Source organism: Psychrobacter sp. W2-37-MNA-CIBAN-0211, assembly GCF_040309405.1.
GTDB lineage: Bacteria > Pseudomonadota > Gammaproteobacteria > Pseudomonadales > Moraxellaceae > Psychrobacter > Psychrobacter glaciei.
This window is the reverse complement of record NZ_JBEOOU010000007.1, coordinates 95,025-115,286: the sequence shown is the minus strand read 5'-3', so window position 1 is coordinate 115,286 and position 20,262 is coordinate 95,025. Positions and strand designations below refer to the sequence as shown.

15 protein-coding genes and 1 pseudogene are annotated in these 20,262 nt (G+C 43.4%); 11 read left to right on the top strand and 5 right to left on the bottom strand.

Translation table 11 applies throughout. From position 1 onward, the window contains the following. Positions 1-367: 367 nt before the first annotated feature. Positions 368-2,587 carry an NADP-dependent isocitrate dehydrogenase gene (locus AAEY72_RS08875; RefSeq protein WP_194620784.1) on the bottom strand — a complete coding sequence of 740 codons (2,220 nt, stop codon included), beginning with the start codon at positions 2,585-2,587 and terminating at the stop codon, positions 368-370. A 669-nt stretch (positions 2,588-3,256) separates the two neighbouring features. Here AAEY72_RS08875 and AAEY72_RS08870 point away from each other — a divergent pair. The 5 genes and pseudogenes from AAEY72_RS08870 to AAEY72_RS08850 all read left to right on the top strand — a co-directional run bounded on the left by AAEY72_RS08870 (position 3,257) and on the right by AAEY72_RS08850 (position 9,844). Continuing rightward, positions 3,257-4,609, top strand: a pseudogene (locus tag AAEY72_RS08870) (GNAT family N-acetyltransferase). Between the two features lie 409 nt (positions 4,610-5,018). Further along, positions 5,019-5,522 (top strand): chorismate--pyruvate lyase family protein, encoded by a 504-nt coding sequence (locus tag AAEY72_RS08865; RefSeq protein ID WP_352310249.1) that lies wholly within the window; start codon positions 5,019-5,021, stop codon positions 5,520-5,522. A gap of 157 nt (positions 5,523-5,679) precedes the next feature. Next, positions 5,680-6,138, top strand: coding sequence for a hypothetical protein (locus AAEY72_RS08860; RefSeq protein ID WP_352310248.1), 459 nt, complete (start codon positions 5,680-5,682; stop codon positions 6,136-6,138). 507 nt (positions 6,139-6,645) lie between these two features. Continuing rightward, entirely contained in the window at positions 6,646-7,902 is a 1,257-nt protein-coding gene (gene glyA, locus AAEY72_RS08855; protein WP_210541110.1) for a serine hydroxymethyltransferase, read from the top strand. 403 nt (positions 7,903-8,305) lie between these two features. Continuing rightward, positions 8,306-9,844 (top strand): alanine/glycine:cation symporter family protein, encoded by a 1,539-nt coding sequence (locus tag AAEY72_RS08850; RefSeq protein WP_010201879.1) that lies wholly within the window; start codon positions 8,306-8,308, stop codon positions 9,842-9,844. A gap of 269 nt (positions 9,845-10,113) precedes the next feature. Here AAEY72_RS08850 and gltS read toward each other — a convergent pair whose 3' ends face one another. The 4 genes from gltS to AAEY72_RS08830 all read right to left on the bottom strand — a co-directional run bounded on the left by gltS (position 10,114) and on the right by AAEY72_RS08830 (position 14,105). Continuing rightward, complete coding sequence (gene gltS, locus AAEY72_RS08845; RefSeq protein WP_352310247.1) at positions 10,114-11,388, bottom strand: sodium/glutamate symporter; 1,275 nt, start codon at positions 11,386-11,388, stop codon at positions 10,114-10,116. 118 nt (positions 11,389-11,506) lie between these two features. Continuing rightward, positions 11,507-11,866: a barstar family protein gene (locus AAEY72_RS08840; RefSeq protein ID WP_352310246.1), complete on the bottom strand. Its 360-nt coding sequence runs from the start codon at positions 11,864-11,866 to the stop codon at positions 11,507-11,509. Between the two features lies 1 nt (position 11,867). Further along, positions 11,868-12,647 (bottom strand): ribonuclease domain-containing protein, encoded by a 780-nt coding sequence (locus AAEY72_RS08835; RefSeq protein WP_352310245.1) that lies wholly within the window; start codon positions 12,645-12,647, stop codon positions 11,868-11,870. A 156-nt stretch (positions 12,648-12,803) separates the two neighbouring features. After that, positions 12,804-14,105: a glutamate-5-semialdehyde dehydrogenase gene (locus tag AAEY72_RS08830; protein ID WP_352310244.1), complete on the bottom strand. Its 1,302-nt coding sequence runs from the start codon at positions 14,103-14,105 to the stop codon at positions 12,804-12,806. A gap of 392 nt (positions 14,106-14,497) precedes the next feature. Between AAEY72_RS08830 and AAEY72_RS08825 the strand changes: the two genes are divergently transcribed. From AAEY72_RS08825 to AAEY72_RS08800, 6 genes are all read left to right on the top strand, one after another. Beyond that, the gene (locus tag AAEY72_RS08825) at positions 14,498-14,794 is read left to right on the top strand and encodes a hypothetical protein (RefSeq protein WP_352310243.1); all 297 of its coding nucleotides are present in this window, start codon (positions 14,498-14,500) and stop codon (positions 14,792-14,794) included. 337 nt (positions 14,795-15,131) lie between these two features. Continuing rightward, positions 15,132-15,932, top strand: coding sequence for an ABC transporter ATP-binding protein (locus AAEY72_RS08820; protein ID WP_010201862.1), 801 nt, complete (start codon positions 15,132-15,134; stop codon positions 15,930-15,932). Positions 15,933-16,206: 274 nt separating this feature from the next. Then, positions 16,207-17,007 (top strand): transporter substrate-binding domain-containing protein, encoded by an 801-nt coding sequence (locus AAEY72_RS08815; RefSeq protein WP_352310242.1) that lies wholly within the window; start codon positions 16,207-16,209, stop codon positions 17,005-17,007. A 103-nt stretch (positions 17,008-17,110) separates the two neighbouring features. Then, positions 17,111-18,049, top strand: coding sequence for a transporter substrate-binding domain-containing protein (locus AAEY72_RS08810; protein ID WP_210541116.1), 939 nt, complete (start codon positions 17,111-17,113; stop codon positions 18,047-18,049). A gap of 166 nt (positions 18,050-18,215) precedes the next feature. Next, a complete protein-coding gene (locus AAEY72_RS08805) occupies positions 18,216-19,055 on the top strand; it encodes an ABC transporter substrate-binding protein (RefSeq protein WP_502945359.1) in 840 nt (279 codons plus the stop codon). 463 nt (positions 19,056-19,518) lie between these two features. Beyond that, positions 19,519-20,253, top strand: coding sequence for an ABC transporter permease (locus AAEY72_RS08800; protein ID WP_010201853.1), 735 nt, complete (start codon positions 19,519-19,521; stop codon positions 20,251-20,253). Positions 20,254-20,262 lie beyond the last annotated feature (9 nt).

Genomic DNA, 20,262 nt, shown 5'->3' with positions numbered 1-20,262 from the left:
ATTGAATCGACTATATTAAAAAAGCCATCTACAATCATGTAGGTGGCTTTTTTATGGTAAGTTTTTCTATGCTGATGTTATAACTATGGTCAAGGAATTTTAGAATCGCTACGATATTGCTGATATTAATTTTTTGTAGCCTCTGTCTGCTGTAGGCACAGCAAGCAAGAAAAATTGATATCAGCAGTGCGTGATGTATCGATATTACTTTTCACTGACTATATAAGCACTAATATCTCTTTATCTGCGGATAATAAAAAACACCCCACAACTCTATAGAGCGGTAGGGTGTTTTATTGTTTTTAACTGACGCTAGCGGCAAAAGCATGAAAAAGTAACGTTACTTAAGACCAGCCAGTTAAATCTATTACAACGATGCTAACGCTTCATTGAATAAGGTGCTTGGGCGCATGACTTTTTCAGCCAACGCTTCATCCGCGAAGTAGTAGCCTTTGATGTCTACCGCTTTGCCTTGAGCTTCATTGAATTGTTTAATAATGGCGTCTGTATTGCTCTTAAGCTTTTGCGCAAATGGGGCGAATTGCGCTTTTAGATCAGCGTCTTGGTCTTGCTCAGCAAGCTCTTCAGCCCAGTACATCGCCAGATAGAAGTGGCTACCACGGTTATCTAACTCACCCGTCTTACGTGACGGTGACTTGTCATTTAGCAGCAGTGTTTCGGTGGCTCTATCAAGCGTATCTGCTAAGATTTGCGCTTTAGCATTGTCGTCGTTTTTGGCCAAATGCTCCAACGACTCAGTCAAAGCTAGAAACTCACCCAATGAATCCCAACGTAGATGGTTTTCTTCTACCAGCTGCTCAACGTGTTTGGGTGCAGAACCACCAGCACCAGTTTCAAATAAACCGCCGCCTTTCATTAGTGGCACGACTGATAGCATCTTAGCGCTCGTTCCTAGCTCTAGGATAGGGAACAAGTCTGTTAGGTAGTCGCGTAAGATGTTACCCGTGGCAGAGATAGTATCTAGACCGCGAGCGACACGCTCTAAGGTATAACGCATGGCGCGAACTTGTGACATGATTTCAATGTGCAGACCGTCAGTATCATGATCTTTCAAATACATGTTAACTTTTTTGATTAGCTCGTTCTCATGTGGACGGTACGGGTCTAACCAAAAGATGACAGGCGTATCTGAATCACGTGCACGGCGGACGGCAAGCTTCACCCAATCTTGGATAGGGTCGTCTTTAACTTGACACATGCGCCAGATATCGCCTTTTTCCACATCTTTTTCAAGCAATACTTCATCGGTATCAATATCTACAATACGGGCAATACCAGTAGCACTAGACTCAAAGGTTTTGTCGTGTGAGCCATATTCTTCTGCTTTTTGTGCCATGAGGCCTACGTTAGGAACCGTACCCATGGTAGTTGGATCAAAGTTACCATGCCATTTGCAGAAATTGATCATTTCTTGATAAATACGGGCGAAGGTAGACTCTGGCATGACGGCTTTGCAATCATATAGTTTGCCATCAGCGCCCCACATTTTACCACCATTACGAATCATGGCAGGCATTGACGCATCGACAATAATATCGCTTGGTGAATGGAAGTTGGTAATACCTTTTGAAGAATCAACCATCGCTAGACGTGGGCGATGCTCTTGGCAGGCATGCAAGTCTTGCTCGATCTCTTCACGTTTAGATGATGGCAGGGCAGATATTTTGTCGTATAGATCAGCCATACCATTGTTGACGTTAATGCCTAGCTCGTCAAAGAAAGCACCATGCTTATCAAATGCATCTTTATAATAAATTCTAACCGCATGCCCAAACACGATAGGGTGCGAAACCTTCATCATGGTGGCTTTTACGTGCAATGAAAACAAGATACCAGCTTCGCGGCAATCTTCCATTTCTTGCTCATAAAACTCTAGCAGCGATTTTTTGCTCATGACCATTAGGTCAATGACTTCTCTATCAAGCAAAGCAATTTTTGGCTTCAATACTTTCGTCGTACCATCATCAAGTAACAGCTCCATACGCACGTTACGGGCTTTATCCAAAGTCATCGACTGTTCGCCATCGTAAAAGTCACCGCTGTGCATATGCGATACGTGAGTACTTGACCATTGCTTCCACTCGCCCATAGAATGCGGATGCTTGCGCGCAAAGTTCTTAACGGCTTTTGGTGCACGGCGATCTGAGTTGCCTTCGCGCAATACAGGGTTAACCGAACTGCCTAGACTCTTACCATAACGCTGACGAATTTCTTTTTCTTCGTCGGTTTTTGGGTCTTCTGGAAAGTTAGGGATGCCGTAGCCTTTGCTTTGTAGTTCTTTGATACAGGCTTTTAGCTGCTGAACAGAGGCACTGATATTTGGCAGTTTAATAATGTTGGTATCAGGATCTTGCGTCAGTCGACCAAGCTCAGCTAGATTATCAGGAACGCGCTGATCTTCATTTAAATATTCTGGGAATTCAGCCAACACACGCGCGGCAACAGAGATATCAGTGGTTTCAACCTCAACTCCTGCAGTCTGGGTAAATGCTTTGACAATAGGTAAGAAGGATAAGGTTGCTAGCGCTGGGGCTTCATCAGTTTTTGTATAAATAATTTTTGACATTATAGTAGTGTATCCCTTTAGGCTGTAGTTAATATTAACGCTTAAACAAATGGGTATTTCTATAGAGACTCTATGCGATAGTGAATCGTGATTGAATCAAATGTATCATGAGTCGTCTCTTTGAGACTCTCTGTGCAAAACTGCCTGAAAATAGCTGGCTGGTTATCATTAACCCACTATAGATCCTATGCGATGTCAATCTCGCATAATGAACCAATTGTACTATTTTTATTCATATCTCATGTATACAAATTATATTAAGCTAATAATAGCCTTATTCTACCAGTCATGGGCTTTGATATCATCTTTTCTGTACAATTACCGTTTTTTAAACCCGTTTTTTTGAAGTGTTAAAGTGGATACCGACAGTCATAATATCAAGGCAATCAACAGATAAGCAGTTCACCACATTATTTATAAAAATAGAACGGTTAGGGCAGTTAGGGCGTGTCCTTATTTTTAACCCATTTAGGCATTTTCGTTCAGATTGAGGGCATGCCCTAGTTTAGTAAAGTCATCTACATTCGTGTGGCTGGCTTTTTTTATGCTATTTTGATAGTTAGGCATGCTGCGTAATATTTCAAGAAATATTGTTGTTTTTGCAAATTGTGACAGCAAAAGCACTCACATTTGGTAGGCTAGACCATTACGAAAAACAGTGTAGGTACTATGACTTTACAATATGCGCTACTCAATGATACCAGCTGGCAGAGCCAAGCACAGTGGCAAACGCCAGACACCCCTTTTATGTCATTTGCTTTTTGGCAAATACTGACTGACACGGGAGCGATTGGTGAGCAGGCAGGGTGGCTACCGATATTTATTCTGGTACATCGTGTTGCCGATTATGCTGATAGCGCCAATAGCGTAACAGACAGTGCGGCAGACACAGCCCTGCAACCTGTCGCAGTCATGCCAGTATTCATAAAGGGTCATCATCGCGGTGAGTTTGTGTTTGATCACTCATGGGCGGAGGCTTATGCGCGCTATGGTATCGATTACTATCCTCGGCTGGTCACCAGCGTGCCCTATACACCGATTACAGGTCAGCGTCTTTGGTTGGCAGCTGGTGAGCATTTGAATGATGATATTCTCAAAACAGCCATTGCTGGTGTTGATGATGTCGCTCAGCAAGTGGGCGCCTCAAGCTGGCATGGTCTGTTTGTCACGCCTGAGCTTGCATCTATTGCCACCACGTCTATGCCCACTGAAATCGATATAGAGCTTGCGATAGCTGCCCAAGAAAGTGGTGTAGAGTCCACTCCTATTGAGATGCCGATACTTGAGCGTCAAGGCTGTCAGTTTTTATGGCAAAATAAAAACCTCAGCCAAGACAGTCAGCCATTTGCTGATTTTGACGGATTTTTGGCGACACTAAGAGCCAAAAAACGTAAAACCATCCGCGCTGAACGTCGTAAGGTCGCCGAGCAAGGCATTAGCTGTCAGCGCAAGTGCGGTAATGACATCACGAATGAAGACTGGCAAGCGTTCTATCATTGTTATGTGATGACTTATGCAATACGCGGGCAAAAGCCTTATTTGACGCTCGATTTTTTTATGGCGTTAGCCGATAGATTGCCTGAGCATATTATGTTGGCGCAAGCCATGGATGCTGACGGTGAAATTATCGCGAGTAGCTTATTTTTATACGATAAAGCCGATAGCGACAAGGCTGATGGTGATGTTGATAATAATGCCACCTTGTACGGTCGCTATTGAGGCGCACTCGGTGAGTATGATAGCTTGCACTTTGAGCTGTGCTATTATCAAGGGCTTGAATTTGCCATTGAGCAAGGGCTAAAATCCTTTGATCCCGGTACGCAAGGCGAGCATAAACTGGTACGTGGTTTTATTCCAACGACGACACACTCGCTGCATCGTATCTATGATCCACGCTTTGTACCTGCGATTGGTGACTTTTGTGCTAGAGATCGTGAGCATATGGCACAGTATCGTCAGCAGGCATTTGATGCATTACCATTTAACGCCGATAATATGCCAGACTTTGATATCAATCATTAATGCTCGATTTTACGAATATTGATTAGGGTCTGTTGAACATTGAAATATAGAACTGGCAGTGTCTATTTTTTAGACAATACGCAGTGAAATTTTTGACGCCTAGTCGTTCTAGGTTAGACAATTTCGCCATGTATTGGCAAAAAATAGCCCTGCCCTGAAAGGCTGATACTAAAATCACCCCAAACGTTGTTGTAAACCTAGCTAAGGTCTCGACATTATCGTCGGTTTACGCCTAGCTTGATGCGATTTTAGCGATCAGCAGTCCTAATATTTGAATGTTCAACAGACCCATTATTAATATCTGCTTTTATCAATGTTACCTTTATTAATGTCGCTTGATTAACAGACACTCGCAGCCGTTTATTTCTAAATTCTCACTATTAGCCGTTAACTATGTCCAGTAACTCTTATGCCCAGTAACTTTCTTGCTTGTCCTGCCACTTTTATCCCGCCCTATGAGCTATTGCCTTGGCTTAATGCCGAAGGTTCTCTAACTGCCGTATTAGAAAAAAGAGCAGGGCAGCCATTACGCGTAGAACGCAGTTTTGAGGGCTTTCGACCCTTAACGTTGCAACAAAAAAGACAACTAGGGCTGCAAGGCTCAATGCTGAATCGTCCATTACTGGCGTGGATACGTGAAGTACAGTTATATGGTAATGATGAGCAGCCGTGGGTAGAAGCGCAAAGTATCTTTCCTTTATCGACTCTAAAAGGCAACGCGCGGCGGCTGCAACAGCTAAAAGGCACGCCAATCGGCTATGTGTTATTTAAACGTCGTCGCACTTTACCCAATCAGCGTTTTATCAGTCATACCGATGCTGGCTGGCAACGGCAAACGCGTTATGATTGGTATGGGCGCACGCTAATGATTAGCGAAACCTTTTTGCCAGCATTCTTAGCCAATGACGCATAGCAAATTGGAGTGGCTATGAAAATGACAAGTGACGCATGATAAATAAAAAGATAAATTGGCACTATTATTGAATTAACAGTTGTTCGGTAATTTAAGAATATGGTATAAATACATTTGGGTAACATTTTTATACTTTTCTTAACATCAGGAACTTCTTATGAGTTTATTAAAGCCGTTGCTATCTGTATCGTCAAAATCCATAGTCTTGCTAGCGGTCAGCACGTCATTATTTGCTTTATCTGTTAACGCAAACGCTGGTTTTTTGGATAGTATTTATGAGGTGCAAAACACCATCAGCTCAATTGGTAGAACGGCCGATACCATCAGAGGTAGCAAACAGGCGGTGTCTGACTTAGGCGAAGAAGTAGGCTTTACAGAAACAGTGGCTCAAAACACTCAGAGTAATACGGGAAAGCTGGTTTCTGGTTCTATATTGTCTGGCAAATTACAAAGTACCAAACTGCATTCACAGGCCAATAAAGCTTCAAACCCAATCGCTATCTTATCTCAGCAAGAAATTATGATTTACATGGGCACTGAACAAAATGGCTACTATCATGTACAAAGTGATAAAGGTGAAGGTTGGGTTTCTAAGCCATTGGTCAGCATCCAATAGTTCATTAGCGCCATGCTTTAATTAAATGCATATGGCTGTAGATTAAAAAATAGATTTGAAAACAGTCATCTTCAGGTGGCTGTTTTTTGAGTTATAGACAGCTTTCTATTGATTTAGAGCGGGTAAATCCTTTATTTTATTGGCTATTTATCTGTGTTATATGGTCATTTAATTCACTCATCTTAAGGTGAGATTTTTTGCGCTCGCAGCATGAAATTTCATGTTACACTTAGTCTAAAGCGATGATAGCGATACCCACTCGTATCTTATTTATTGCCGAACTGGATAAGCCAATGACAGACCGATTTCCTCGCTTACTCCTATTAATCTTCGCTAATACAGCCAATCTAAAATAATTCCAATACTGGTAAACTGCGCACAAAAGTGCCAATGTACTTTAAGCGATGTTGGCGCAGTAATGGTTTTATTGCGGGTAGGCTATAGCTTATTTTCAATGACGTTTTTTAATAACGTCTTTTAACGAAAGTCACTACCTAGGACATCACTATGTTTAAAGATATTTCTATCAAAGAGTTTGATCCAGTACTTGCTGAAGCGATGGCTGCAGAAAGCGTTCGTCAAGAAAATCATATCGAATTGATTGCGTCTGAAAACTACTGCTCACAAGCAGTGATGGAAGCGCAAGGTACTGACCTTACTAACAAGTACGCAGAAGGCTATCCTGGCAAGCGTTACTACGGTGGTTGTGAGCATGTGGATGTCGTTGAACAATTGGCTATTGATCGTGCAAAAGAGTTGTTCGGCGCTGAATATGTCAACGTTCAGCCACACTCAGGTAGTCAAGCAAACTCTGCCGTATTTTTAGCATTGCTAGAAGCAAATGACACGGTACTAGGCATGAGCTTAGACGCTGGTGGTCACTTGACGCATGGCGCACACATCAACTTCTCAGGTCTAAACTATAATGCCGTGCAATATGGATTGGTAGACGGTACTGGTCTTATTGATTATGACCAAGTAGAGAGTTTAGCGCGTGAGCACAAGCCAAAAATGATTATTGCTGGTTTTTCAGCGTATTCGCAAGTGGTCGATTGGGCACGTTTCCGCGAAATCGCTGATGAAGTCGGCGCTTACTTATTGGTTGATATGGCACACGTTGCTGGTCTTATCGCTGGTGGTGTTTACCCAAGTCCAGTACCGTTCGCTGATGTCGTGACGACCACCACGCACAAAACCCTACGTGGCCCACGTTCAGGTATGATCTTGGCACGTGATGAAGTGCTTGCTAAGAAACTAAACTCAGCCGTATTCCCAGGCAACCAAGGTGGCCCGTTGATGCATGTCATCGCGGCAAAAGCAGTTTGCTTTAAAGAAGCGTTAGAAGACAACTTCAAAACCTATCAGCAGCAAGTCGTGAAAAATGCACAAGCAATGGCAAAAGTCATCCAAGAGCGTGGCTATGAAATCATCTCTGGTGGTACTGAAAATCATCTCATGCTGATCAGCTTGGTTAAGCAAGAAATGACGGGTAAAGAAGCCGATAAATGGCTTGGCGAAGCTCACATCACTGTGAACAAAAACGCTGTACCAAACGATCCAAAATCACCATTCGTGACGTCTGGTATTCGTATCGGTACACCAGCCATCACTACTCGCGGCTTCAACGAAGCGCAAGCGGGTGATTTGGCAGGTTGGATTTGCGATGTGTTAGACAGCCGTGGTGATGAAGCGGTTGCGACTGAAGTACGCGGTAAAGTAGAGGCGATCTGTGCAGAATTGCCAGTCTATGCTAAAAATCAGTAAACTTTAGAATGGTAATAAGAAAAACCGCTAAGCTTTTGCTTAGCGGTTTTTTTGTTATTGCTTTCTACAAGTCTTAGATCATTTAACGCAAACCTGTGTTGATATTGTCATTTCGCCCTTTTAATTATATTTAAGTCTGTTATTTATACTAAAAAATACTACCGACATTTTTCGATAGTTATAGTGATCTTGGCTATTATTTTTCAAAAACTAAGCTAAAAGTTAATTGAGAAAAATATTTAAATATTTTTGTTTAGATAAAAATATTAGTATATAGTCAATATTGGCAGTTTAGCAAAAACAGTACAAATATTGGTCTATAATTACCTACTCAGTATTGACAGATATGCAATTTTTATACAGTCACAAGGAAGTGATACTTATTCTTATTAAAGGGATTTTTATGAAAAAACAATCTTTAGTCGCAACGATGCTGTTACTTAGCACTACTCTTGCGCAAGCAGCAGAACAACAATCAGGTCTAGCAGCATTTGGAGCAGGTCTCGATGGCTTTATGGCCAGTATATTTGGCTGGTTCGTCGATCTTATTTTCTTTTCAGTACCTCTTGGCGAAGTAAGCTTTCCGCTAATTGTAGGTTGGTTGTTAGTTGCCGCATTAGTCTTTACCTTTTATTTTGGCTTTATTCAATTTCGTCATATAGGCTTATCTTTAGATATTGTCAGAGGCAAATATACTGATCCAAACCCTGCTGTCAAAGAAGAAGGCGAGGTTAGCCATTTTCAAGCACTAGCTACTGCTTTGTCAGGTACGGTTGGTCTCGGTAATATTGCAGGTGTCGGTGCAGCACTCGCCATTGGTGGACCTGGTGCTACCTTTTGGATGATTATGGTTGGTCTGTTCGGTATGGCGACCAAGTTTGTAGAGTGTACGTTAGGTGTCAAATACCGTACGATCCTGCCTTCTGGTGCCGTATCAGGTGGACCTATGTACTACCTAAGCCGCGGTATGGCTGAACGTGGTATGGGTGGATTTGGTAAGGTGTTAGCCGTTGGTTTTGCCCTTATGTGTATATTGGCCACTTTTGGTGCTGGTAACATGTTTCAGGGTAACCAAGCCTTTGCAGTCATGAGCTCTACTTTTAGCATTCCAACTGATTACAGTATATTCTTTGGTATTGGCTTAGCGTTTTTAGTCGGTATGGTTATCATTGGTGGTATGCCACGCATTGCAACCGTTACCGAAAAAGTCGTACCTTTTATGGCTTTATTGTATATCACAATGAGTGTCATCGTACTGGTTGCAAACTTTAATCATATCGGCGCCGCATTTGGCGAGATTTTCACAGGTGCCTTCACTGGTGCTGGCGTGGCTGGTGGCTTTATTGGCGCGTTAATCCAAGGGTTGAAACGTGCGACTTTCTCTAACGAGGCGGGTGTTGGTTCAGCCGCTATTGCTCACTCAGCGGTAAAAACCAAAGAGCCTGCTACTGAAGGTTTAGTAGCGCTGTTAGAGCCTTTCATTGATACGGTTGTTATCTGTACTATGACGGCGCTCGTTATTACTATCTCTGGGGTGAACACCGTTGCAAACTTGCAAACCCAAGCGCTCACTGGTGTGGATCTAACCCGTGCTGCCTTTATGGAAACGGCACCTATATTCCAGTATTTCCTAGCTGTCGCGGTATTATTGTTTGCTTTCTCAACGATGATCTCATGGTCATATTATGGTCTAAAAGCTTGGACGTATCTCTTTGGTGAAGGTAAAGGCGGCGAGATGATATACAAACTTATCTTCTTAGTCTTCGTTGTTATCGGTACCATCGTACAGTTTAGCTTCGTTATCGACTTCTCAGATGCGGCTCTGTTCGCTATGGCGATCTTTAACATCATCGGTCTATACTTCTTGATGCCAATTGTGAAAAGAGAGGTTAATTCTTTCATAGCTCGTGTGAAAAGTGGTGAAATTAAAAAGTATAAATAATGGGTTCGATTAAACACTCTATTATAACTTGATAATTAAAAAAGCCCGCCAAGATGAGTCTTGGCGGGCTTTTCGATGTCTAGCATTCGTTATTTGCTAGATAGCTATTAAACTTTAGGTAGAAGCGATCTGTAGAGAGTTGCCCGTTTACGCAAAAAACCAGTGAGTATTAATCAGATTTTGCTGCAAGTTATATAACATAAAACCGCTTAGTTTTTGCTAAGCGGTTTTTTTCATTGGATCAAGTTTTGCTCTGTGACAGCATCAGCCTACATAAACGGCAACTTCGTAAATATCTGCAATACCGTCGCATTGACAATATCAACAAAGAAAGCACCAACCATTGGTACAATCAAAAATGCTTTAGGCGAAGGCAGATAGCGGTCAGTGACTGCCTGCATATTCGCAATCGCTGTGGGTGTTGCACCCATACCAAAACCGCAATGTCCCGCTGACAAAACAGCCGCATCATAGTTTTTACCCATGACTTTAAAGGTAATAAAATAGACATAAATAATCATGATGACTGTCTGTACCAACAAGATAATCAATACAGGGCCGGCTAGATCAGTCAATTGCCATAGCTTCAAAGACAGCAGCGCCATGGCCAAAAATAGACTCAAAGAGGCGTTACCGAACACATCAATCGAACGGTCAAACATATCAAAATTGAAAACCATCGTTAGCACATTTCGAATGATGACACCGCCTGCCAATGCCCATACGAAAGTGGGCAACTCAAACCATGTACCCTTTGCTACCAGTGTCATCACTTCTGCAAAAGCCAATGCCGCAGCAAAGAGCGCTAATGTTTCGATAGTAGAAGACGCAGTGATAAAGCGCATGCTATCTGGTCTCTCAAAGATTTCTTTATCACTGTGCGCGTTATCTTCGTCATGCTTGGTACTATATAACGACTGTGCGCCCGCGACTTTTTCAATATCACTAGGGTGTGGGTTGGCAAGTGTGGGCTTTAGTCCAAGTCGATTAATTAAACGACGGGCAACAGGGCCACCGACGATACCACCTGCGACCAAACCATAAGTAGCAACAGCAATACCAAGCGTTGTGGCGCCGACCACGCCGTAGTCTTCTTCTAAAGTAATGCCCCAAGCACCTGCCGTACCATGCCCACCAGTCAAGGCGATAGAGCCGGTCACTAGACCGAGCAGAGGATCAAGCCCCAAGGCACTTGCCATCGCCACGCCAACGATATCTTGTAAAATGATGAAGACGGAGACTACGACAGTGAAAATTAATAAGGGTGTACCACCGGCTTTTAGCCTGCCAAAATCAGCACTTAAGCCAATAGATGCAAAGAACATCAGCATAGTCGCCGTCTGTAATCCTTGGTGAAAATTAAAACTATACCCCCAAACCATATTGAGAATATAGACGATAATAGCAGCGACCAAACCACCAGCAACCGGTTCGGGAATATTAAAATCTTCTAAAAACTTGACTCTCTTCACCAAAAATCGGCCAAGTAGCAGCACCAAGGTGGCTAATATCAATGTGTAATAACCGTTTAAGGTAATCTCCATAGGTTAATCCTTTCTATAAAATAAATTAACCTGAATTCGGGATAAATATGGCTTTATCTCGAATTCAGGTTTCTATGATTACGACTAATTATCGGTGACTATCAGCTACGCTCAGTGATTAGACTTCGTCCTCAGATGGCACAATGAGCCACAGTTGTGGTTTGCCAAATTCTCTATAGGCATCCTCAATGATGCTCTTAAAGACATTGAAATCTTCGGTATTTATCCTTTTTATCACCGTCAAATCAAGCGTTAAATGCACCACCTCGCTATCTGTCAAGCAGTCCCACGCGCTGTCCCAGTTGTGCGAAAAATAACTGGGGAAGTCACAGGCGCGGGCTAGACTCGTCAATAGCGTGGTTTTATCCAGTGCGTCACCCACGGGTATGGTAACAGCCTCAATAGGAATGACCGCATGTAGTGCTGTACCGTTTTGGTTAATGTGGTTTTGATTAACATAGTGGATGGCTTCACTCATTTTAATTCACCTCCAATTTTCTAAAGCTATCATAATGGTCGACCGTCAAGTAATAAACGTTAGGTGGATAGCCTCCGGTAACGATACGCCGCGCGCCGCGATGTGACACATTAGGAGTAGGTACGGTGTATTCACGGTAATAGCCTTGCGACTGCGCGGGTAATCTGCCCTCACGATTATAAAACGTCGTGCCATCTTTATTCGGATAAGGAAAAGGCCCGCCTTGCTGAATGAGCGCTACCGTCCTATCTATTTGAGCATCACCCGTTACGCCAGAGTTGGTGGCTGGGCTTGAGCTTTTAGATGCCGATATCGTCGTCGACTCAACACCATTAGCAAAGAAAGTGGATTTTAAGTCACCAAAGAAATAAAACGCGACGGCGATAATAGCGATAAGGCTAAACACGGTAGAGCCTAAGCTTCTCTTATTTTGATTACTGCTTTGATTGCTGCGATTTGAGACGCGACTGCTGTGATTTGAGTTACGACTACTGTGCTGGCTATTTCGTTTGGCATTATTAGGCCTGTGCTTGGGCACATTTGACGCAGTGTCATTGTCAGTGTCTGCTTCAATACTCAGTGAAGATGACGTGACTTCAGTGGCTCGTAATTGGTCTTTATCATTACGTACACTATTGAAATAGACGCTTTGACCGACGGTTATCGGCTGTGACAATCGAACTTTACTGACATGAAAAAACACATCCTCATTTTGATCGTCCACATCGATAAAGCCATAGCCTTTATCTTGGTTCCAGTGCTTAATCTTGCCACTTTGCATGGGTCAGCTTTCCTGTAGATTGCTTTTATAAAAAATAACGGGTATGTAGCATATATAACATATTGTCATTCATAAAAAAACGCCAGCAATTAAGCTGACGTTTTTTTGGATTATACGTTAAGTTAAACGGTAGATGATAGGGTGGGACGCAATGAGCTAAGCGCGTGTCTCACCATGACCATAAACGATCCATTTTTGTGAAGTCAGACCTTCGAGACCGACAGGGCCACGCGCATGGATTTTATCCGTTGAGATACCAATCTCAGCACCTAGACCATATTCGAAACCATCAGCAAAGCGGCTAGAGGCGTTAATCATGACGCTGGCAGAATCGACTTCACGGATGAAGCGTTGCGACTTGGTATAGTTATCAGTAATGATGACATCGGTATGATGGCTGCCATGAGTATTAATATGCTCAATCGCTTCGTCAATACCTGACAATACTTTTACCGCCAAGATGGGCGCTAAATATTCGGTATCCCAGTCTTCAGCAGTTGCGGCAGATAGATGACCTTTGAGCACAGCATTATCATTCAAGATTGCTTGCGACTTTTCATCGAGGCGTAGTTGCATGGCATCATCGGCTTGAACGATGGCTTCAGCAATTTTTGGTAATAGCTCACCCGCGACTGATTCATCGACCAATAGTGTCTCCATGGTATTACAAGTGCCGTAGCGATGGGTTTTGGCATTGACGCTGACTTTGATAGCAATCTCAGGATCGGCATCACTGTCAATAAAGGTGTGGCAGTTACCGTCTAAATGCTTAATCACAGGGACTTTGGCATCACGGCTGATACGCTCAATCAAACCTTTGCCGCCGCGTGGGACGATGACATCAACATAATCAGTCATCGTAATCAGCTCGCCGACAGCAGCACGATCGGTCGTTTGCAATACCTGCACACTGTGCTCAGACAGTCCGACTTTTTTTAGACCTTCTAAGATACATTTAGCGATTGCTTGATTGGATTCAAAAGCTTCAGAGCCACCGCGCAAGATAATCGCATTGCCTGATTTTAAGGCTAAAGAGGCGGCTTCCAGCGTTACGTTAGGACGCGACTCATAAATCATACCGACCACGCCGAGTGGTACACGCATTTTGCCCAAATGAATACCCGATGGTTGGTAAGTCATGTCGGTGACTTCACCGATAGGATCAGGTAGCGCCGATACGTCTTTTAGACCTTGTAGCATACCATCGAAGCGCGCATCGTTTAGCTCTAGACGGTCAAGTAGGGCGGCGTCTAAGTCGTTCTTTCGACCGTTGTCCATATCGATTTTATTGGCAGACAAAATATCTTTTTTCGCCTCTAGCAATACGTCATAGATTGACATAAGGGCGGTATTTTTGTCGCTAGTATTGGCTGCTGCAAGGGCACGTGATGCCGCGCGTGCTTGCTTACCAACAGATTGCATATAGGTGGTAACGTCTGTGATGTTTGATTGACTCATAAATTTTTCCTTATAGTGATACATGTTCTAAATAAATAAAAGCGCCTAAAGAGGCGAAAATTTAGCAAAAAAAGCAGCTTTGGATGCCCATATGGCATTATGCTATTTAACATAGAGGAGATTGAGGTGATAGTAAAGATGATTTTGTGAACAGAGCCTGCTTTACAAAGCGCTTATGAGGGCTTATCTGGTGCTGTTTTGTTTGTCTTATTCTGCGTTTCTTATTGGATAACTGTTATCAATACACCACTCTATCTTTACGTGTCTTTAACAGAACTGCGCTGTAAATACTAAGGTAGCCGTGATGTATCGTCAGTATAGTAAGCACTAAGACAGTAACGCTATCGATAGATAGTGTTGAATCAAAAGACCATAGGTAATGGAGAATTGACATGGCTACTAAACAATATGCATATAAAAACTGGCTGACGGTTGGGCTGGTCGCAGGGGCACTGGCGTTGAGTGCTTGCGGCAAAAAAGATGAGTCACCAATGGAAACTGAACCGACAGTAGATGCACAAACAGCAGTAGAGGAGCGCGCGACTGCAAGTAGCTCTGATGATATTGCCATTGCAAGTGCCGATGATGGCATGGCTGTTGGTGCAAATGATGATGTGGCAGTAGCAACCGCAGATGATTCAGAAGTGTTGGATGGTACTGAAAGCTCAGAGCATGTTTCAACGTACTAATCGCAGGCTATCAATAAACACTATCAATAGATACTATTTAAGACGCGATGTTACCATCAGATAAAACAACGCCTAGTACACTAAAGTGATAAAATAAAGCTCAGCACCTAAATGCGGTCTGGGCTTTTTTTGTGCCAGCAGTCCATTGGATGATTCATGAGCTAATGCTGCGCAAAGTTTGCGTTTTCTCTGCATTATAGGAGACAATACCTCTCTTATGGTGTCTTAGCCATCGCGCTATCCTATTAAGGTGGTATGTAAGGCATTGCTTTATACTCTATACGATGCTGTTTTTTATTTTCGTTCTCACTCATATATATTGGAAGCCTGCTGAACCATGCTTGATACTGCAAAAAACCCGACTCGTCCTATCGCCTTAGATCTACAAGACGTCCATAAAAGCTATGGCTCATTGGCAGTGCTAAAAGGGGTGTCGCTCACTGCCTATGATGGTGATGTGATCTCTATTTTGGGCTCTTCTGGCTCTGGAAAATCTACCTTATTGCGCTGTATTAATTTGCTTGAAAAGCCCAATCAAGGTCGTATTATCATCGGTAATGAAGAGCTGATGTTAAAGCCTGGCAAATCAGGTGAGCTACAAGCCTCAGATATCAAGCAACTGGAGAGTTTGCGTGCGCGTGTGGGCTTCGTCTTTCAGAACTTCAACTTGTGGCCGCATAAAACGATTTTGCAAAACATCATCGAAGGGCCAACGCAAGTTTTAAAGATTAAAAAAGATCAAGCGATCAGTGATGCCGAGCAGCTGCTTGATAAAGTGGGTTTACTTGACAAAAAAGATGCTTACCCTGCCAATCTATCTGGTGGTCAGCGTCAACGTGTCGCCATTGCCCGTGCTCTTGCTATGCAGCCACGGGTATTGTTATTTGATGAGCCAACGTCTGCCTTAGACCCTGAGCTGGTGAATGAAGTGCTGGCAGTCATGCGTGAATTGGCAGAAGAAGGGCGCACGATGCTGATTGTCACTCATGAGATGCGTTTTGCCCGCGAAGTGTCTAGCCAAGTCGTATTCTTACATCAAGGAGTCGTTGAAGAGATGGGCACGCCCGAACAAATCTTTGACAATCCTACCTCTGAGCGTGTCAAAGACTTTATGGCATCGCATCGTCAAAACAGTTAGCCACTTATTGTGGACTATCTTCTATGACATATCGCTCATGCCACTCAACTTTCTGATTGGTAATTGTCGTTAGCTATTTATTACCCAATAATAACAGTCGGTATGCAAAACGTTTGTTTTTGATATTTTACTCAGGTATTATCAAAAGGCTTACAGGCGGTCAATAATGACGGCTGCTTGTATCTTCTGCTATCTATATTTCTTGTCTGGCAGGGAAGTCAGAGAACAAAATATCAGAGCCCTACATTAAAACCCATTAGAATTTAAGGAATGTATGATGTCTAATTCTCGCCTATTATGGTCATCGATGACCGTCACTGCAGCATTAATGCTGAGTGCTTGTAGTCAGTCTGCTGATGAAACGGCTGGTGCCAACGCTGATGCACCCGCGGCAGAAACGGCTGGCAAGACCATTCGTATCGCAACTGAAGGCGCTTACCCTCCTTTTAACTATACCAATGCCGATGGCACGTTGGCAGGTTTTGATATCGACGTTGCTAATGCCTTATGTGACCAAATGCAGGCCAAATGCGAAATCGTTGCCCAAGATTGGGACGGTATTATTCCGGGGCTATTGGCACAAAAATATGATGCTGTGGTCGCTGGTATGTCTATCACTGCTGAGCGTCAAGAAAAAGTTGATTTCAGTGAGCCTTACTTCGCCAATACCATGGTATGGCTGACCGATACCAAAGGCAGCTTTGATCCTACTTCGATCAAAAGCCTAACGTTGGGCGGTCAACGTTCAACGACGCCTGGTGCATATCTACAAGATAATTATGAAGGCAAAGATGGCAACACCGTTAAGCTTTATGATAATTATGACAATGCCTATTTGGATCTAAAATCTGGACGTAGTGATGCAGTATTGGCTGAAAAAGTCTCAGCCAAATCATGGTTAGCAGACAATCCAGAAGGTTTCGGTGTTGTTGGTGACGAAATTGACAATGACGATAATATTGCCATTGCCGTCCGTAAGGACGACCCACTCAGAGACGACTTTAACAAAGCGCTTAGCGAAATCCGTAGTAACGGTGAGCTGGCACGTCTTGAGCAAATCAACTTCGGTCAGTAAGCGTTTATAAATGAGCTTGCAAGAAAGTGCGTTGATCAATCAGTATCGATCAACGAATAGTGGGTTAATACACGGCTGGTAAATATATTAAGGAACAATAGGTATGACAATTTCAATGACATCATCAATGACTAAGAAAGCTTTGTGGCTTGCGCCGCTAAGCGCAGCAATGCTAATGCTGGCGGGGTGTAATAATAGCTCAGCACCAGCAGACAGTGCCGAAGCGGATGCAGCGAGCGATACGCCTTTGAATATCAAAATCGCGACCGAATCAAGCTATAAGCCTTTTAGTTACACAGATGCCGATGGCAAACTGATTGGCTATGAGATTGAGTTGGTTGACGCATTATGTGCACAAATGAAAGCAGAGTGCGAAGTTATATCGCAAGATTGGGATGGCCTGATTCCAGGACTGAACGCACAGAAGTTTGATGCGACCATCGCTGGTATGTCAATCACCCCTGAACGCAAAGAAGTTGTAGAGTTTAGCGACCCTTATTTTCACAGTGGTATCATCTTAATCGGTAAAAAAGGTGATGATATCAGCGTAGAAGGTCTCGAAGGTCAGCCAGTCGCTTCACAGCGTTCAACGGTTGCCTCGCAATATCTACAAGATGAACATGACAATGCTGATATCAAGCTTTATGACACTCAAGACAATGCCTATCTGGATCTGACCTCAGGTCGTGTGCGCGCGATGATGTCGGATAAAGTAACGGGTATCGACTGGTTAAAAACTGAAGCAGGTAAAGACTACGAAGTCAAAGGCCAAGAAATCAGCACCAACGATGATGCCATGGGTATTGCCTTCCGTAAAGGCGATCCATTAGTCGCCAAGTTTAATGCAGCGTTGGCCGAGCTAAAAGCCAATGGCACCTATGATCAAATCACTGGCAGTTATTTTGGCACCAGCACTACGGCTGCCGCGCAAAAAGCGACTGCTACTGGCAGTGTTGAGCAAGTAGTCGTTGTTGATGAAGGCAATGTCGATGCCAATGCGATGATTGCTGAAGAAGAGCAAACAGAAGCCGCGACCAACTAATACGAGGCTTGCCTGTATCAGGCAAGCCTTGTTTTACGAAATTGTTTCTCTAATATAAAAATCAAGGATGATCATGAGCAACTATCTTGTTCCAGCCAGCAGTATGACTTGTGCCTCAGTCAAAAAACTGGTAACGACCAGCCGCTGGTCAATGTCGCTACTGGGCATGGTATCGGTCTTTATGCTAGCGGGTTGTAGCAATAGTCAAGATAGTGCTGACGATAGCAGTTCAGAAGCTACCGAGGCCACCGCTGCTGATACAAAAGAAGTATTACGTATTGGTACTGAAGGCGCGTATGCCCCTTTTAACTATACCAATGCAGATGGCACACTGGGTGGTTTCGATGTAGATATAGCAAATGCTATCTGCGACGATATGAAAGTCACTTGCGAGATTGTCGCTCAAGATTGGGATGGTATTATTCCTGGCCTCAAGGCTGGTAAATATGATGCCATCGTCGCGGCGATGTCGGTGACACCTGAACGCGAGCAGCAAGTGAGTTTTACGGATTCTTATTTTAGCAATGCCTTGGTTTTTTTGGCTAAAAAAGACAGTAGCTTTAATCCAAGCAATAGCGATGATATCAATGCGCACTCTATTGCCGCGCAGCGCTCGACCATCTCATCACAGTGGTTAGAGGACACCTATCCAAAAGCCAATATGAAGCTCTATGATACCTTGAGTAATGCGTTCTTAGACTTGGGTTCAGGTCGCGTCGATGCGATGATATCTGACAAACTGCCAGCCATAGAATGGCTCAGCTCACCATCAGGCAGTAACTATGTGCTAAAAGGTGAAGAGATTGATATCAATGATAATTTTGCCATAGCCGTACGCCCAGGCGATCCGCTACAAGCGAAGTTCAATGAATCATTAGCCAATTTAAAAGCCAATGGTACTTACGACAAAATCAGTCAAAAATACTTTACTGTATCAGCCGCCAGCACCAGTGCAGCGACAGTAGAAAACACTGAGCAACCAGCAGCAGATAGCACAGCGCAATAACCATTTGCTATCATGGTGCTATTCGCTATTGCAGTATGAATAACGAGGACATCGCCATCATGGCAATGTCCTTTTTTATTTTTTGGTGAAGTGCCTTATGTTTTTTATACCGTTATTTGAGTGTTATTAAGACCTCCTGTTGTTTAAATGGTTATCGACTGTCAACTTTGGTCAAATCTCGCTTATTTTTCTTCTTCTTGCAGGGATAAGTAGCTATTTAGGGCGCGCTTTTACGTGTCAGTATTAACATAGCGTCCAGCGAGTATGATAAAATCAGCGCTCATTTTTACTGTGTCAATTACCGCGTCTATAATCGTGTAAATATTTTTTTGTGCTATTAACTAGGTTGTCCGTATCAATTTGATATAAGATACGGTTTTAGGCCGCGCTCAGCTATTGATGCTGATCCTTTTAACTCATATTTTGCTAATATTGCTAATATAAAGAGACTGAGTGGATAATTGTGTTTGATTTACAAGGATTTGGTGCGCTTTTATTAAGCGGCGCTACCGTCACCATACAACTTGCCATGACCAGTTTGGTCATCGGTATGTTTTTTGGTCTGCTCGGTGCCACAGCGAAGCTGTCGAATATTTGGCTGCTACGTAAGCTTGCGACTGTCTATACCGCCACGATGCGCGGGATTCCTGAGCTACTTTTGGTACTGTTTATCTATTATGGCGGTTCTATACTGCTGATGAGCATTCTCAAAAAGTTCGGCTATAACGACTATGTCGAGATTAGTGCGTTTTGGGGCGGTGTCATGGCGTTGTCGATTGCTTTTGGTGCCTATGCGACTGAAATTTTTCGCATGTCGATTCAAGAGATTCCGATAGGGCAACGTGAAGCGGCGCAAGCGATTGGCATGCGTCCTTTTCAGACTTTTTATCGCATTACTTTGCCGCAAGTCTGGCAAATTGCTTTGCCAGGATTGGGCAATCTGTTTTTGGTGTTGCTTAAAGACACGGCATTGGTATCGGTGGTTGGTCTCAAAGATATCATGTATCAGTCCTCGCGCGCAGCGCAGTCAACACAGCAGCCGTTTACTTTTTATATGGCGGCGGCGATTATCTATTTGGGTTTAACCATGCTGATTACGGGCTTTATGATGTGGCTTGAATGGCGTGCCAATCCAGCGGCGCGCTATGCCAAAAAGCTGAGCCGTCAATCCGTTCAACGTCAATCGACCATAGGGTAGAGGAGAGAT